Origin of the sequence: Haloarcula sp. K1, assembly GCF_001647155.1 — an archaeon.
Taxonomy (GTDB): domain Archaea; phylum Halobacteriota; class Halobacteria; order Halobacteriales; family Haloarculaceae; genus Haloarcula; species Haloarcula hispanica.
Genome location: NZ_LRHL01000034.1, coordinates 106333 through 121694, shown reverse-complemented (window position 1 = coordinate 121694; position 15362 = coordinate 106333). Strand labels below are relative to the sequence as shown.

Here is a 15362-nt window from a genome sequence, read left to right as displayed (position 1 = left end):
GCCAGCGAACCGGTCCCTTCACTGATGGAATACGGGCTCCTCGCCACCTGGCTCGCCCTCTACCTCCTGTTACTGTACGCTGGCGGGACCGTCGCTGGACTGCTGTTCCCTCGCTTCGCCGACCGCGGACTCGCATTCGGCGTCCCGGTCGCCGTCTCGATACTATGGATAATCACCTATTTTGTCGGTCGCCTCTCGTTGACGCTGGGCGTCTGGCTCGGCATCGCCGTTCTCGCCGTGAGTACGCTGGCTGTCTGGCGGGCCGACGGCGGACCGAGCGCCCGTTCGTACGCCGAGACGGCCGGCGTGTTCACAGTCGCGTTCCTGTTTCTCGTCGGCATCCGGGCGCTCGACCCGGCAATCGTCCCCATCGGCGGCGAGAAGTTCCTCGATTTCGGCCTGTTGCAGTCGCTCGTGCGGGCCGACAGCCTCCCGCTAGAGGACATGTGGTTCGCCGGCGAACCGGTCGCGTACTACTACGGCGGCCACCTCGTCGCGGCGATTCTCACCAGAATAACGGGAACCGCGGGACAGTTCGCGTACAATCTCGCCCTGGCTGGCTTTTACGCCACGTTGGTCACGGTAGCGTACGGACTGGCTGGCGCTGTCGCGAGCGAACGTGGCCTCCCGCGACGACTGGCCGCCGGCCTCACAGCGTTCTGTGTCGGCATCGCAAGCAATCTGTCGACACCCGCCAAGTTCGTCATCTGGCTTCTGCCCGGTGAGCTGAGTCAGACCGTCGCCGAGCGGGCCGGCTACGAACTGGAGGGGCTCGCGGCGGGGCCGGACTCGTTCAGCTACTGGGATGCGAGCCGCGTCATCGAGGACAGCGCGGCCGATTTCGGAACGTACGAGCCCGGCGCTGCGCTGGTCATCGACGAGTTCCCGCTGTTCGCCTGGCTCAACGGCGACATGCACGCCCACATGATGAGCACGGGCTTCCTGTTGCTAGCCGCCGCGCTCTGTTTCAGCTACTACCAGACGCCGGCCGCGGAACGCCGACGCCGGCTCGCGTTGCTTTTCGGCGCGCTCCCGGCCGTCGCCGGCATCATGGCCGTGACGAACACCTGGTCGTTCCCGTCGATGGGCGGGCTGGCCCTGCTGACGGTCACCGTCGCGCCGGCCGACCCGACGGCGCTCCTCCCGAAGCATGTCGGACAGCGGCTCCGGCTGAACGGAGCGAGCCAGGAAGGCGTCCGAATCGGACTGGGGTTGGCCGTCGCTGCTGTCGTGATCGCGTTGGGACTGCTCTGGTCGCTCCCGTTCTGGCTCGGCCCGGCGAGCGGACGCGAGATTGCCGTCCTGCCCGACCGAACCTCACTGCTGGAGCTCCTGGCCGTTCACGGCCTGTTCGTCGCCCCGTTCTGGCTGTACCTGTACGCCCAGACCGGCCGTGCCGTTGGCCGGAGCACGGCCCGTATCGTCGGTCTCGTCACCGTCGGAACGGCGGCGCTTGCGGCCACACTTGACATCGCAGCGGTCGGGCTGCTCGTCCCGCTACTGCTCGGCGCGTGGCTGTTCGCGCGCTCGCCGACACTTGACCGTACCGTCGACGCGGTTCCGGCGCTCGCTGACGGCGGCGACCGGCCCGTTGGCTTCGAAGCCGTGCTGATTCTCGCCGGTGCGGGCCTCGTTCTCCTCGTCGAGTTCGTCTTCGTCAGGGAGAACATCGGCCGGATGAACACCGTCTTCAAGACGTACATGCAGGTGTGGGTGCTCTGGGGCGTCGCCGCCGGCCCCGTGCTAGCGTGGCTGCTCACCCGCTGGCGGCCGACCGACGACCGCGCGCGAGCATGGACCAGCATCGGCGTCCGTACGTTCGTCGCCCTGCTGGTCTGTTCGGCGTCGCTGTACGGCATGTTCGCCCTCTCGAACCACGTCGAGGCCGCGGGCGATCCGACACTGGACGGGCTGGCCTATCTCGACGACGACCATCCCGAGGAAGCCGAGGCGATTCGGTGGCTTGACGACAACACTCAGGGCCGACCGACCATCGTCACGGCCGCACCGGCGAGCTACCAGTGGGATGCTGACGACGGTGAGGGCGCAAGCGCGCCGTCGAGCCTGACCGGGCTGCCGACCGTCGCGGGCTGGACTCACGAGGCCCAGTACCGCAACGACACGGTGTATGACCGCCGCGTCGACGACGTGGCGACGATTTACACGGGCGAGCCGGCCGAGCAGCGCCGCCTCCTCGAAGCCTACGACGTGCGCTATGTCTACGTCGGCCCCGCAGAGCGGGCCCGCTACGGCGACGTAACTGTCGACCAGCTACAGGGCGTGACCGTGGCGGAACAGGCCGACGGCGTCACTATCTATCAGGTGCGACCGGAGTACTTCTGAAAACGGAGAGCGGATTGCTGCGGGCGAACGGCAGTTACTCAGCGCGCAGTGTCGGGCCGATCAGGACTCGGCGTTCGGCGGTGCGCGCTCGCGGAGGACGGTGACGGCTTCTGCCTCAATGTCGTCTGTATCTAGGTGCATCGGGATGTACTCCTGGGTTTTGAACGTCTCTTCCTCGTCCTCCGAGCCGATAGTACACCAGAGCTGTGGCCGGTCCGGGCCGTGCCAGTCGCCCTGCCGTGAGACCGAGAACACCTCGTACTCCTCGTCGTCGTACTCGATGCGGCCGCCCTTGCGCAGCCCCGGGTCGCCGTGGATAATGAGCTTCTTCATGCGCGTTCCTTTGCCAACAGCGTACTTAGTGACTTCGAAGCCGATTGCGACACAGCGCACCAACCGACAGAGAGCGACCGTGAACCGGCCTGTAACTAGAATGTCCTTATATTCTTGCCGATTGTGGTTGGATGCTTAACACCATGATAGCGGAGATTTATATATCCGAGTAGATGACAGTCGTGTATGTTGAAACAACAGCAGCGGTCGTGCGAGCGGGCCTCAGTCGTCGTCAGCCCGATGGACGACGACGGACGGATGGAACTCCGAGATGTCGAAGCCGACGAGACCTACGAGGTCGTGGACTACATCGACGACGAACTGGCAAAGAAACTGAGGTCACTCTCCGCTGGCGAAGCGGTGAATCTCGAACTCATGGGTGGAACGGACGCCGCTGACGTGTTCGGCGCGGTCCGCATCAAAGCGACCGGTCCCGCCGCGCGGTTCCAGTAGGCTGTCATGGGGTGGGTCGGGCGGACAGACGCGGGAAGTGGGGCAAACGGCAGGTGCGAACCAAACGGGTTTTAAGCGGTCACGTCAAATCGCTCGGTAAGGCCGATATCTATGCAGATGCCACGACGATTCAATACGTACTGTCCGCACTGTAACGAGCACCAGGAACACGAGGTCGAGAAAGTCCGGAGCGGCCGCCAGACCGGCATGAAGTGGATCGACCGCCAGCGCGAACGCAACTCCGGCATCGGGAACGACGGGAAGTTCTCGAAGGTCCCGGGTGGCGACAAGCCCACCAAGAAGACGGACCTCAAGTACCGCTGTGGCGAGTGTGGGAAGGCCCACCTCCGCGAGGGATGGCGCGCCGGCCGACTGGAGTTCCAGGAGTAACGATGGCAGGAAGCTTCATTACCGTCGAATGCCCCGACTGCGAGAACGAACAGACTCTCTTCGAGAAGGCCGCGAGCGAAGTTTCGTGTGCCGTCTGTGGCCACACAATCGCCCGCCCGACGGGCGGCAAGGCCGACATCGAAGGCGAAGTGACCGCCGTCGTCGAGGCCCGATAGGATGAAATACAGCGGCTGGCCCGAACCGGGCGAACTCGTCGTCGGCAAGATCGACGAGATCGAGGACTTCGGCGTGTTCGTCGACCTCGACGAGTACGAGGGCAAGCGCGGCCTCTGTCACATCTCCGAGGTCGCCAGCGGATGGATCAAGAACGTCCGCGACCACGTCAACGAAGGGCAGACAGTCGTTGCCAAGGTGCTTGACGTCGACGAGAGCGCCCAGCAGATCGACCTCTCGATCAAGGACGTCAACGACCACCAGCGAAAGGAGAAGATTCAGGAGTGGAAAAACGAGCAGAAGGCCGACAACTGGATGGAACTGGCCTTCGGCGAGGACTTAGACGACGAGACCTACGCCGCCATCGCAAACGAACTGCTGGCTGAGTTCGGCTCGATGTACGACGGGTTCGAATCAGCGGCAATCCACGGCAACGACGCCCTCGAAGAGGTCGACCTCTCCGAGGAGGAAATCGACGCCATCGTGCAGACGGCTCGGAACAACGTCTCTGTGCCGTACGTTCAGGTCACCGGCTATGTCGACCTGTCCTGTCCCGAAAGCGACGGCGTCGACATCATCAAGGAAGCACTGCAGGCCGCCGAGGGCAACGGCGAGGTCCCCGACGAAATCGAACTCGAAGTGACCTACGTCGGCTCACCTGAGTACCGCATCCAGGTGCAAGCGCCCGACTACAAGACCGCCGAGGACGCGCTCGAAGAGAGCGCGGACCGCGCCGCGGCGGTCGTCCAGCAACACGGTGGAACGGGACAATTCCACCGTGAGCGCAGCGAAGACGACGAGTAAGCCGGTTGTCGTTCAGTGAGTCACTACCGATGAAATCGGATATCCGCGTCTGCACTGCCTGGAAGTCCGAGCACGCCCGGCCGGTGTACACGCTGGACGACACCTGTCCGGACTGCGGGGCCGAAGCGGTCAACAGCGCACCCGCGCCGTTCTCGCCTGAAGACAGCTACGGCGAGTATCGACGTTCTCTTAAGCGCCGCAGCCGCGAATAAGCCGTATGGACGAATTCGACATCGAGACTGTAGCGGACCCCGACCTCGACGACCCGGTACTGGTCGAGGGGCTGCCCGGCGTCGGCCACGTCGGCAAACTCGCCGCCGAACACCTACTGGAGGAACTCGAAAGCGAGCTCGTTCGGCGTGTCTACTCAACACATTTCCCGCCACAGGTCAGCATTGACGACGGCCAGGCACAACTCGCCTGCGCCGAGTTCCACGCTGTCACGCCAGAGGAGGGCCAGGACCTGCTCGTGCTCTCCGGGGACCACCAGGCGCAGGACAACCAGGGCCACTACGGCCTGACCGACACGTTCCTCGACATCGCCGACGAGTTCGGCGTCCAGCGGGTGTTCGCCCTCGGCGGCGTCCCGACCGGTGAACTCATCGAGGAGTACGACGTACTCGGCGCGACGACGACCGAAGACTTCAAGGAAACGCTGGAGGACGCTGGCGTGGCCTTCCGCGAGGACGAACCAGCGGGCGGTATCGTCGGCGTCTCCGGCCTGCTGCTGGGCCTGAGCAAGCGCCGCGACGTGCCGGCCAGTTGTCTCATGGGCGAAACGTCGGGCTACCTGGTCGATCCCAAGAGCGCGCAGGCCGTCCTCGAAATCCTTCAGGACGTCATCGGGTTCGAGGTCGACTACAGTTCGCTTGAGGACCGCGCCGACGAGATGGAGGAGGTCGTCCGGAAAATTCAGGAGATGGAACAGCAGAACTCCCCGTCGCCCGCCGACGAGGACCTCAGGTATATCGGCTGAGCCAGATTGCCGTTCCCGTGGCTCGGTATTGGTGACCTCGGAGTCGTTGCTACCGGAGAGCGGGAATTTCTTTACCACTGGAGCCTAACGGAGGGGCGTGCAGACAGAACCGGGCGTCCTACCGGAGTGGCTGCTCCTCGGGCTCGTCCTCGGTGTCGCCGGAACCCTCGTCGTCGCCGGGCTGTTCGTCCTCGCCAACCGCGTGTTTCCGGCCGAGCGGCCGAACCGGCAGGCGACCGACGGCGGAGAGATGCGACGCCGGGCGGAGCTGCGGGAGTACCTCACCGCCATCGACGAGCAGTTCGCCGAGAACCACTTCGTCGAGGGGCAACACGTCGCCTTCTACCTGCCGAAACGGGACGTGGCGATCACGTTCGACGCCCGGGCGTACTACCGCATCGAACGGTCGCCGACTGTTCCCGTACTGGTCGAACACGAGATGCCCGGCGTCTACCTCGGCGCGCGCCTGCCCTTCGAGACGCCCGAAGTCAACCTCGGTCCGGACCCTGAGGAGGAACCACACCCGACAGTGCAGGCGTTCAGCGAACTGGGCCTGACCCAGAGCGCGTCGCTGGACGACGTGAAATCGGCCTACCGCGAGCGCGTCAAGGAGGTCCACCCGGACCACGGTGGCAACGAGGACGAGTTCAAGCGTGTCCGGGAAGCGTACACCACTGCAAAACAGCACGCGTCTGGTGCGTCGAGACAGCGCGCATCGTAGGGAGAGACTGAACACCTGTCACTGCATCGGGACACAACAGACCGGTACAGCCGCATTACGGACAACCGTCTCAGTGACGCTTCCGGTCAGATATCGCGTGAGGCCGGATCGACCGTGTGTTCCCATCGCGATGAGGTCGATATCGTGTTCCTCGCTGTAGGAGAGGATAGCGCGTGCAGCCGGGCCGCTTGCGATATTACCCGCGACACTGACGCCTGCATCTCTGGCACGCTCATGGACCGTCTCGAGTGCCTCCTGGCCGGTCTGCTCAAGCGCGTCGTGAATCTCGGCTGCCCCCTCAACGCCGCCGAAGCGACTCGTATCGACGGAATACATCGTGTGTATCGTTGCGTCAAACACCTCAGCTAGCGTGATTCCCCACTCGATCGCGAGTTCTGCGCCCTCGCTGCCGTCAGTCGGGAGCAGAACGTTGTCGTACCGCTGGTCGCCGATTTCGACGATGTCCCCGTCCGGCGTTACCGTGACAATCGGGACATCTGCGGTCCGGAGCGTCTTTTCTGCGACACTCCCGAGGACAACCCGTTCGAACCCTGTCCGCCCCTGTGTCCCCATAACGATGAGATCAATATCGTGGGTATCGACGTAGTCGTTGATCACTTGAAACGGGATGCCCGACTCGACAGCGGTCGTGATGTGCCCAGAGAGATGTGCCCGGGCGAGTCTGGCGATGGAATCCACCGCTCGTTCTGCCTCCGCTTCGAGGAGACGCTCCCGGTCAGTCTGCCCGTCAGAATTCAGATCCGGTTCGATGTCACGGGAGTCAACCGCTGACAGTACGTGGAGGTCGGCACCGATTGTGGCAGCGAGATCGATACCTCGCCGGGCACCGATCCGTGCGCCGTCACTGCCGTCGGTCGGCACGAGAATCGAGTCGATCGTTCGGCTCATGGACACAGTTTGACAGGCTATTGATTTAACACTACGTTCGATTCTCACCACGAAGTAGCGTCGTCCATTCGAGAATCATCTTATGCCGCGTACGCGTGCTGCATCTCGCACGCCTCGTTCAACCGACACAGTACCCGACAAAAGCCGTAGCGAGATAGAAGATCACCACAGTAGTAATACGTCGCTTATCCTGATACTGTCGGCTGTACATCTGTGAAGAATTTCGCCACCTCAGGGTGGCGAATATCTTGAAATAGTTACAGCCAACAGTATGAGACAAGCGCACCACCGTTTTATCAGCCACCTGATCGTAGTCGGGATATGATCTCACAGATTCTCGTTCCGATGGACGACTCGGAGATGGCCCAGCGGGCGCTCGAGTACGCCCTTGAGAACCACCCTGGGGCGGAGATTACTGTCTTACACGTCGTGGGCGGACCGTCACCGTTGGGGGGAGCGGCCACGGCACTGGCTCTTTCGGACGACATCGAAGCGGCCGCGGAGGAGCGTTCGGAGGCGGTATTCGACGACGCTCGGGAGATCGCTGCCGAGTACGATGTCGAAATCACCACCGAGGTACAACTGGGACATCCGGCTCGGGCGATTCTGAATAGAGCCGACGATTTCGATGCGGTCGTACTCGGAAGTCACGGCGGCGCGTTGGCCGATCGACTGGTCGTCGGGAACGTCGCCCAGAAAGTGTTCCGTAACTCACCCGTTCCAGTCATCGTCGCTCGGTGATCGGCGGAGACTGAGAAATGAACTGACGGCCACACATTTGCCCCGTTTCCACCGGAATCGGTCCGGAGAAACACCGTCCCGGGTCGCTGGGGTGACTACGGCGTCACGACGAGCTTCCCGACGCCATCGCGGTCCTGCATCGCCGCAAACGCCGCACCGGTCTCTTCGAGCGGGTACGTTGCATCAATTTCCGGGGTGAGCTCGCCGTCGGCGACGAGGCCGACGAGTCGCTCCAGGTCGCCCTGGGTCCCCATCGTACTCCCGATGATACGTTTGTGGCCGAGGAACAGGTCGGGAATATCGATCTCGGATGTGCCACCGGCCGTCCGTCCACAGACCGCCATCCGGCCGCCGCGTCGGAGAACGTCCAGGCCGAGCTGCGTGTACTCGCCACCGAGGTGATTGAGCACGCCGTCGACGGTTCCGATGTCGGTAACCGACGCTCGAATCTCGTCCGGGTCGGTGCTCTCGATGGCGTAGTCCAGGCCGAGCGATTCGACCCGGTTCAGTTTCGCCTGTGAGGACGAGGTCCCGACGCTGTGAGCACCGAGAACGGACGCGAGTTGCACGCCTGCGACGCCGACACCGCCAGTTACGCCCGGGATGAACACTAGGTCGCCCGGTCCGGCGTCAACTCGGCGGAGCATATGGAAGGCTGTCATGTAGGCTGTCGGGAGGGCAGCCGCGTCGACCGTCTCCACACTGTCGGGGAGCCTGACGAGGCGGTCGGCCTGGACGCGGGCCGCCTCGGCGAGGCCACCGTGGTACAGCGAGAAGTTCTCACAGAGGTTCTCCGGCCCCTCGCGGCAGTAGCGACACGTCCCGCAGGTCTCGTTCGGACAGAGTACCACTCGGTCACCGGGTTCGAGAGCGGTAACGCCCTCGCCCACGGCGTCGACGGTTCCGGCAACGTCGAGTCCGCTGACGAACGGCAAGTCGTCGGTGTCGACCATCGCAGAATCCCCTTCCAGAACCCAGAGGTCGTGGCGGTTGATGGCACACGCTTCGACGGAGACCACCGCCTCGCCACGGTCGGGTTCGGGAGTCGGTTGGTTCACAATCGAGACGCCGTCCGGGCCAGTGAGTTCGCTGAACGCTGCGACGCGCATCGGGTCTGGGTAGTGCCACGACGGGCTAAACAACACCGAAGTATGCAGTGGTGTGCCACGACGGCCAGCGTTCCGGCCGACCGCGCCCTCAGATACCCTGGCTCATGAGGTGACTGCGCAGCAGGTCCGCCTCCTTGCTTCCGGCGACGGGGTTCACGAGGACGACGACGTCGTCATCGTCGAAAGCTCCCTCGTCAGCCAACGCTCTCGCGCCGGCGATTGCCGTCCCCCCGGTCGCGCCGGTCTCCGGTCCCATCTCGCAGCCATCGACGGCACCGGCCAGGATGTCCTTGTCCGAGACGGCGACGCCGTCGCCGCCCGAGCGGTCGAGCGAGTCCAGCGCCGCTGCGCCGGCGGCGGGGTCGGGCACCTCCAGCGGGCCGACGATAGTGTCGGGGTGCTCGATGGTGGCCGGTTCGCTCGCCCCCTCGCGTGCGGCGTCGGCGATGGCGGCCGTCGAGTCCGGCTGTGCGGCGTAGGTTCGTGGCACTGAGTCCGTGAGCCCGCTGTCGGTCGCTGCCCGGAAGCCGCGTTCGAGACCGACGAGGGTCTCACCGTGGCCGGTGGGGTGGACAACCGCGTCTGGGGCCGTCCATTCGAGGTCGTCGATCACCTCGAACGCGACGGATTTGGCTCCCTCGATTCGGAAGGGGTGGCCGGGCGCGACCGTAACCCAGCCGTCAGACGCCTCGGCTCGTTCCTCTTCGAAGGCCGAGACGGCGTCGTCGTACCGGCCCTCGACGACGCGCATGTCGCCGCCGTGAACGTTCACCATCGCCTTGTTGAGGAACGGACACCGCGAGGGGACAAACCCCTTCGATTCGATTCCCGCGCGGGCCGCGTAGGCGGCGTTGGCCTGCGCGCCGTTGCCGGTCGACGGCGTCACGACGCGCTCGGCCCCGCGCTGCGCTGCGGCAGTGACTGAGAGCGAGAGCTTGCGGTCGCCCAATGAGGCCGTCGGATTGCGCCCCTCGTCTTTGACGTACACCGAGTCGACGCCGAGTTCCTCTGCCAGATCCGGAACCGGGACCAGCGGCGTCGCCCCCTCGCCGAGCGTCACGGTCGCGTCTTGCGGGAACGGCCGCAGCGGCTCGTAGCGGCCGGGTCCGGTCGTGTCTGGCAGGTCCGCAGGCGTCAGGTCCGGAACGCCGTAGTCGCCGACGAGAACGCCGCCGCAGTCGGGACAGCGGTCGCTCGTGCTGTCGGTTTCCTCGCCACACGCCGTGCAGATAAGGCCGCGAAACGCCGCAGTCGTCTCCATGGTTCTCTCTGTGGACGGGACAACCAAGTGTGGTCCGGTCCCGCTTCAGCACGCTCTTGTCCCGGGCGGCCGAACTGGGAGGTATGACAGATGTCGTCGTCGCTGGGGGCGGGCTCGCCGGACTGGTCGCCGCCCGGCACCTGGCCGAGTCGGGCCGAGACGTGACAGTCTTCGAGCAGCGCTCGGACGTGGGCGGTCGCGTCCGGACGGCCCACGAAGACGGCTACACGTTCGACCGCGGGTTTCAGGTCATGTTCACCGCCTACCCCGCGGCGAAGCGCGAACTCGACATCGAGGCGCTGTCGCCGCGGACGTTCACGCCGGGGGCGACAATCGCCAGCCCGAACCACCGTTCGGTGCTGTCGGACCCCCTGCGGAACCCCTCGGCTGCGCCACAGACGCTACTCAACACCGACGTTCGCACGGCCGACAAGCTCCGGCTGTTCCGGCTCCAGCGCGAGCTGGCCAACGTCGAGCCCGTCGAACTGCTCTCCCGTGACGGGCGGACCATCCGGGAGTACCTCGCCGACTACGGCTTCTCACAGCGGTTCGTCGAGCGGTTCGCCGCGCCGTTCTACGGTGGCATCACGCTCGACCGCTCGCTCGGAACCGACAGCAGCATCTTCGAGTACACCTACAAGATGCTGAGCGAGGGCGAGATATTCGTCCCCGCCGACGGGATGCAGGCGATGCCGCGACAGCTCGCCGACCGCGCTCGCTCGGCGGGCGCGACCATCGAAACCGACGCGGCCGTGACGGACCTGGAAACCCACGAAGGCGAGGTCACTGCCGAAGTGGGCAACGAGACGGTGTCAGCCGAGAGCGCCGTCGTCGCGACGGACCCGCAGACCGCGGCGGAGTTGACGGACATCGACGCCATCCCGACCGAGCCCGTCGGCTGTGTCACCCAGTACTTCGCGCTCCCGACAAACCGCGCGCCGACGACCGGACAGCGCATCATCCTCAACGCGGCGGACGACCGACCGAACACCGTCGCGCCGCTGTCGGCCGTCGCCAGCGAGTACGCGCCCGCTGGGATGGAGTTGTACAGCGCCACGTTCCTCGGGACGCCCGAAGCGGGCGACGAGCAGCTGGCCGCCGAGGTCCGTGACGCGCTTCAGTCGTGGTACCCGAACGCGACCTTCGAGGCGCTGGAACTGCTCCGGACCGACCGCGTCCCGTTCGCACAGTTCGCCCAGCCGCCGGGGTACCGGGAGTCGCTCCCGGACCCGACAGCGCCGGACGGAAACGCGGTGCTGGCCGGCGACTACACCCGCTGGTCGTCGATACAGGGCGCGCTGGAAAGCGGCAAGGTCGCCGCTGATCTGCTTCGATAAGGAAAACGCCGATACGACTTCAGGAAGGAAACGGCGGCCTATGCGGCCGGACCGCCGCTATTCGTGTTTCCCTCGTGGTCGTGTCCCTCCCCTTCGAGGACTTCCGAGACGTACTTTATCGTCGCGAAGTACAGCAGCAGTAGCGAAAGCAGCGTAATCGCGATGAGACCCAGCGCGATTTCTGTCTGAACCATGTTCCAGCGTCCACCGTCGTAGCTCAAATATTTACCGTTATAACATTCGACGGAACTCACCCAGCGGCGGGAACGACAGGGTCTCCCGCCCGCTCTCGTCCCAGACTACCGGCTCTAATCGGTCGGCATCAGTAACGAGCGGGGACTGAAAGTCGCTGGCCCGCATCTCGTTGACCTCCACGCCAGCGTTCAGCCTGTTGAACGACGGGAGCATCACCACGTCGCTACCGCGGAACTGGCCGCTCCCGACGAGATAGCAGGGCCGGCGCTGGCCCTCGATGGAGATGGTCGGGTGGTCGTGCCCGACGACGTAGCGGTCAGCGTCGACTTCGGGAGCCTCGTGGCCGTGACAGACCACGGTATCGCCAACCCGATACACCGTCTCGGTCGGGCCGTCCCAGACGCTGTCGAGCATCGTGTCGTGGTTTCCCGGTGTCACCAACAGGCGCGCACCGGCCCCCTGACAGGCACTTTTGAGCCCTGCCACGGTGCTCTCGACCGACCGAGGAACGGTCCGGAACGAGTGGAGGAGGTCGCCGGCGACGACGACCTCCTCGGGGCCGTGGCGCTCGACGAGCGACTGGAACCGCTGGACCATGTCCGAACCGGACCCGACCGGCAGTTCGAGATTCCCGCCAGTACCCCGGCCGACGTGGAGATCCGCGACGACGAGCGTCTCCCCAAGCAGGAGCGCCCGGTCGTCGTAGCTGGCTGTCATCGCCGTCCAGTCGGCCCTGGTGACGGTTATATTGTCGGTCACGGCGACGGGCCCCATCGCAGGCGGCCAGACCGTGGCCGAATGTCTCGGCCTGACAGTGTCGGTGGTATTTTTACCTGCGACTCCCGTGACTCCTGTATGGTCGACGTCCTGGAGAACAAGCGGGCCGCGACGCGGTTTCGGGTCCTCGTGGAGATCGCCGAGCGCCAGCCCGCAGTGAGTCAGGGCGAAATCGCCGAGGCCGTCGGCGTGACGAGCCAGGCCGTCAGCGAGTACATCCGTGAACTCGTCGACGACGGCTTAGTCGAGAAGGAAGGGCGGTCGCGCTACCGCGTCACGAAGGAGGGCGTCGACTGGGTGTTCCAGTCCGCGACCGACGTGCGCCGGTTCGCCGACCACGTCACCGACGACGTGCTCGGTAGCGTACAGGAGGACGCCGCCATCGCCACGGCGGACCTGGCGGAAGGCGAGACGGTGACGCTCTCGCTGTCGGACGGCCTGTTACACGCCCATCCCGGCGGTGGCGACGCGACGGGCGTGACCACGACCAGCGCCGCGGAAGGCGAGGTCGTCGGCGTCACGGGCTTCGAGGGCGTCATCGACCTCAACCCCGGCCACGTCAGCGTGATACAGGTCCCGCCGGTCCGGTCGGGGCCGGTCGAGAACGTCGACGACATCGCCGCGGCCTGTGCGGACGCCCCCATCGTCACCGCCGCGGGTGTCGAGGCCGTCGTCGCGCTCCGCGATGCCGACATCGAACCGACGACGCACTTCGCGGCGGGCGAGGTGGCCGCCGACGCCGCATCTCGGGGACTCGATGCCGTCGTCGTCGCGACACAGGACACCGTCGGTCGTGTGACCGACGCCCTCCGCGACGCGAGCGTCGACTACGATGTGACGCAGTAACCAGCAAGTAGCGGGACTTTTCCGGTCGGCTACCGTCGGGACAACCATGAGCGACCACGAGATGCACGACGCCGTCGAAGCGTTCCTGAACGAGGCCGACGACGCCTACGGCGAGTACGAGCAAGGCTACACCGACGCTGATGCGACGCTCCGGCGACTGGAGACGGCTATCGAGGAACTGCGGACGGCAACCGAGGATTGACCTCCTCCCACGCCTGAAGGCGCGGGATTCCCGCGGCACCGCACCGCTAGGTTGGGAGTTTCAGGTTTGTAGCCAGGTCGGCATGACCGGACTCCTGGCGGGGCCAAGCCGCCGTTACTCCTATCCCCGGTATGGGGATTCAGAGTTACCGTGTGTCGGAATCCACAGCCAGCGGCCCGAAAGGGATTCTTTTGGACGTAGCGTGGCCCGAATCCCGATATTATCCGTTTATCTGGGCGGCTGATCCGCCTCGGTGTGGTCATGCATACGGTGTCACCGGTTATAAAACTCCGGCTGAGTGAGGCTACAGGCGAAGCTGCCGGGTTGTCGGCTTCATCCACACCCCTGAAGGGGTGGGCTTTCGCCTTGCTCCCGCTGTAAGACGCCGTCCATCGTCGGGCGAACAGTATTGTAGGCTCAGGTTCATGTAGTCCGTATGACGGATGTGGTTCTGGTAGACGGCGCACGCACTGCACACGGTGAACTGCTGGGTGGCCTCGCAGAACGAAGCGCGATAGAGCTGGGTACGGCAGCCGTCGAGGGACTGCTTGACCGAACCGCAATTGATAAACACAGTGTCGACTGGGTCGGTCTCGGAAACGCGGTACAGGCGGGCGTCGGCCAGGTTCCGGCCAGACAAGTCGTCGTCGAGTCGCCGCTCCCTGACGATGTCGCCGCCACGACGGTCAACGAGGCATCGGGGTCCGGGTTGCGGGCGATCACGACCGCCGCCGACCGTATCGAGGCCGGTCGGGCGTCGGTGTGTTTCGCCGGCGGTATGGAGTCGATGTCGAACGCGCCGTATCTCGTTCCGGATATGCGCGGCGGTCACCGACACGGGAACAGCGAACTCGTCGACGCGATGATCTGGGACTCGCTGTGGGACAAACACTACGACGCGCACATGGGCACGCTGACAGAGGAACTCGCCACAGAGCACGATATCAGTCGTGAGGCGCAAGACGAGTACGCACGGCGGAGCAACCACCGGGCCGGCGAGGCCATCCAGTCAGGTACGTTCGCCGAAGAACTCGTCCCCGTCGAAACGGCTAACAGGCTCGTAACAGAGGACGAAGGGCCGCGGCCCGACACGACGCTGGATCGGCTGGCGGCGCTCTCACCAGCGTTTGCGGACGGGGGCACGATCACCGCCGGCAACGCCTCGAAGCTCTCTGACGGAGCGGGTGCAGTGGTGCTGGCCGACGCCGAGACGGTCAAGCGCGAAGGGCTTGGACCGATGGCCCACGTCGAAGATTACGCGGTTGCCTACCGGGACCCGTCGGAATTCTCTATCGCCGTCCGCGACGTCGTCGAAAAACTGCTTGAGCGCAACGACCTCGCCGTCGCCGACGTGGACCACTTCGAACTCAACGAGGCGTTCGCCGCGCAGATGGTGTACGTCGCTGACGAACTCGACATCCCCGCCGAGAAACACAACCCGCTCGGCGGCGCGGTGGCGCTCGGCCACCCTATCGGGGCCAGCGGCGGCATCCTCACGACCACGATGCTGTACGCGATGGAGCGAGCGGATCATCACCGCGGTATCGTGGGGATGAGCGTCGGTGGCGGTGGCGCAATTGCGATGTCTGTGGTTCGCTAATGAACCGCCGCCATCGAAGCGAGTGAGCGTCGGTGGCGGTGGCGCAATTGCGATGTCCGTGGTCCGGTAGGCCCCGCCAGCGGCGAGGCGAGTGAGCGTCGGCGGTGGCGGCGCAATTGCGATGTCAAAGCCAGCGTGAAATCCCGCTGAACTGAAAGTGGAAGAGCGAGAGGAGCGCTACGTACGGGACC

19 protein-coding genes are annotated in these 15362 nt (G+C 65.1%); 13 read left to right on the top strand and 6 right to left on the bottom strand.

All coding sequences use genetic code 11. The features are described from left to right. Positions 1 to 24 precede the first annotated feature (24 nt). Complete coding sequence (locus tag AV929_RS11220) at positions 25 to 2343, top strand: DUF2298 domain-containing protein (protein WP_064288283.1); 2319 nt, start codon at positions 25 to 27, stop codon at positions 2341 to 2343. A 60-nt stretch (positions 2344 to 2403) separates the two neighbouring features. Here AV929_RS11220 and AV929_RS11215 read toward each other — a convergent pair whose 3' ends face one another. Then, positions 2404 to 2676 carry an HAH_0734 family protein gene (locus tag AV929_RS11215; RefSeq protein ID WP_064288282.1) on the bottom strand — a complete coding sequence of 91 codons (273 nt, stop codon included), beginning with the start codon at positions 2674 to 2676 and terminating at the stop codon, positions 2404 to 2406. Between the two features lie 186 nt (positions 2677 to 2862). Here AV929_RS11215 and AV929_RS11210 point away from each other — a divergent pair, with 186 nt between their 5' ends. The 7 genes from AV929_RS11210 (at position 2863) to AV929_RS11180 (ending at position 6194) form a co-directional block, all read left to right on the top strand. Next, positions 2863 to 3129, top strand: a complete 267-nt coding sequence (locus tag AV929_RS11210; protein ID WP_064288281.1) for a hypothetical protein — start codon at positions 2863 to 2865, stop codon at positions 3127 to 3129. Positions 3130 to 3240: 111 nt separating this feature from the next. Beyond that, on the top strand, positions 3241 to 3519 hold the full coding sequence (locus tag AV929_RS11205; protein WP_004593654.1) for a 50S ribosomal protein L44e: 279 nt from the start codon (positions 3241 to 3243) through the stop codon (positions 3517 to 3519). 2 nt (positions 3520 to 3521) lie between these two features. Beyond that, positions 3522 to 3695: a 30S ribosomal protein S27e gene (locus tag AV929_RS11200; RefSeq protein WP_004518703.1), complete on the top strand. Its 174-nt coding sequence runs from the start codon at positions 3522 to 3524 to the stop codon at positions 3693 to 3695. A gap of 1 nt (position 3696) precedes the next feature. Next, a complete protein-coding gene (locus AV929_RS11195) occupies positions 3697 to 4497 on the top strand; it encodes a translation initiation factor IF-2 subunit alpha (RefSeq protein WP_064288280.1) in 801 nt (266 codons plus the stop codon). A gap of 29 nt (positions 4498 to 4526) precedes the next feature. Beyond that, on the top strand, positions 4527 to 4709 hold the full coding sequence (locus AV929_RS11190) for an RNA-protein complex protein Nop10 (protein WP_064288279.1): 183 nt from the start codon (positions 4527 to 4529) through the stop codon (positions 4707 to 4709). A gap of 5 nt (positions 4710 to 4714) precedes the next feature. Continuing rightward, complete coding sequence (locus AV929_RS11185) at positions 4715 to 5473, top strand: proteasome assembly chaperone family protein (RefSeq protein WP_064288278.1); 759 nt, start codon at positions 4715 to 4717, stop codon at positions 5471 to 5473. 97 nt (positions 5474 to 5570) lie between these two features. After that, positions 5571 to 6194: a J domain-containing protein gene (locus AV929_RS11180; protein ID WP_014039675.1), complete on the top strand. Its 624-nt coding sequence runs from the start codon at positions 5571 to 5573 to the stop codon at positions 6192 to 6194. Positions 6195 to 6212: 18 nt separating this feature from the next. Here AV929_RS11180 and AV929_RS11175 read toward each other — a convergent pair whose 3' ends face one another. Further along, the gene (locus AV929_RS11175; RefSeq protein ID WP_014039674.1) at positions 6213 to 7103 is read right to left on the bottom strand and encodes a universal stress protein; all 891 of its coding nucleotides are present in this window, start codon (positions 7101 to 7103) and stop codon (positions 6213 to 6215) included. Between the two features lie 321 nt (positions 7104 to 7424). Here AV929_RS11175 and AV929_RS11170 point away from each other — a divergent pair, with 321 nt between their 5' ends. After that, positions 7425 to 7844 (top strand): universal stress protein, encoded by a 420-nt coding sequence (locus AV929_RS11170; protein ID WP_014039673.1) that lies wholly within the window; start codon positions 7425 to 7427, stop codon positions 7842 to 7844. 95 nt (positions 7845 to 7939) lie between these two features. Here the strand turns inward: AV929_RS11170 and AV929_RS11165 are convergent, their stop codons facing one another. After that, positions 7940 to 8953 carry an alcohol dehydrogenase catalytic domain-containing protein gene (locus tag AV929_RS11165; protein WP_064288277.1) on the bottom strand — a complete coding sequence of 338 codons (1014 nt, stop codon included), beginning with the start codon at positions 8951 to 8953 and terminating at the stop codon, positions 7940 to 7942. 88 nt (positions 8954 to 9041) lie between these two features. After that, positions 9042 to 10214 (bottom strand): pyridoxal-phosphate dependent enzyme, encoded by a 1173-nt coding sequence (locus AV929_RS11160; RefSeq protein WP_064288276.1) that lies wholly within the window; start codon positions 10212 to 10214, stop codon positions 9042 to 9044. Between the two features lie 83 nt (positions 10215 to 10297). Between AV929_RS11160 and AV929_RS11155 the strand changes: the two genes are divergently transcribed. Then, positions 10298 to 11551 (top strand): NAD(P)/FAD-dependent oxidoreductase, encoded by a 1254-nt coding sequence (locus AV929_RS11155; protein WP_044952161.1) that lies wholly within the window; start codon positions 10298 to 10300, stop codon positions 11549 to 11551. Between the two features lie 38 nt (positions 11552 to 11589). Here the strand turns inward: AV929_RS11155 and AV929_RS22345 are convergent, their stop codons facing one another. Both AV929_RS22345 and AV929_RS11150 read right to left on the bottom strand, forming a co-directional pair. Next, on the bottom strand, positions 11590 to 11745 hold the full coding sequence (locus tag AV929_RS22345) for a hypothetical protein (protein WP_008310556.1): 156 nt from the start codon (positions 11743 to 11745) through the stop codon (positions 11590 to 11592). A gap of 37 nt (positions 11746 to 11782) precedes the next feature. Then, the gene (locus AV929_RS11150) at positions 11783 to 12463 is read right to left on the bottom strand and encodes a metallophosphoesterase (RefSeq protein ID WP_064288398.1); all 681 of its coding nucleotides are present in this window, start codon (positions 12461 to 12463) and stop codon (positions 11783 to 11785) included. Positions 12464 to 12601: 138 nt separating this feature from the next. Here AV929_RS11150 and AV929_RS11145 point away from each other — a divergent pair, with 138 nt between their 5' ends. From AV929_RS11145 to AV929_RS11140, 3 genes are all read left to right on the top strand, one after another. After that, positions 12602 to 13369, top strand: coding sequence for a MarR family transcriptional regulator (locus AV929_RS11145; RefSeq protein ID WP_050037622.1), 768 nt, complete (start codon positions 12602 to 12604; stop codon positions 13367 to 13369). Between the two features lie 46 nt (positions 13370 to 13415). Further along, positions 13416 to 13571, top strand: a complete 156-nt coding sequence (locus tag AV929_RS22340; protein ID WP_014039667.1) for a hypothetical protein — start codon at positions 13416 to 13418, stop codon at positions 13569 to 13571. 436 nt (positions 13572 to 14007) lie between these two features. Next, positions 14008 to 15171 carry a thiolase family protein gene (locus tag AV929_RS11140; RefSeq protein ID WP_064288275.1) on the top strand — a complete coding sequence of 388 codons (1164 nt, stop codon included), beginning with the start codon at positions 14008 to 14010 and terminating at the stop codon, positions 15169 to 15171. Positions 15172 to 15362 lie beyond the last annotated feature (191 nt).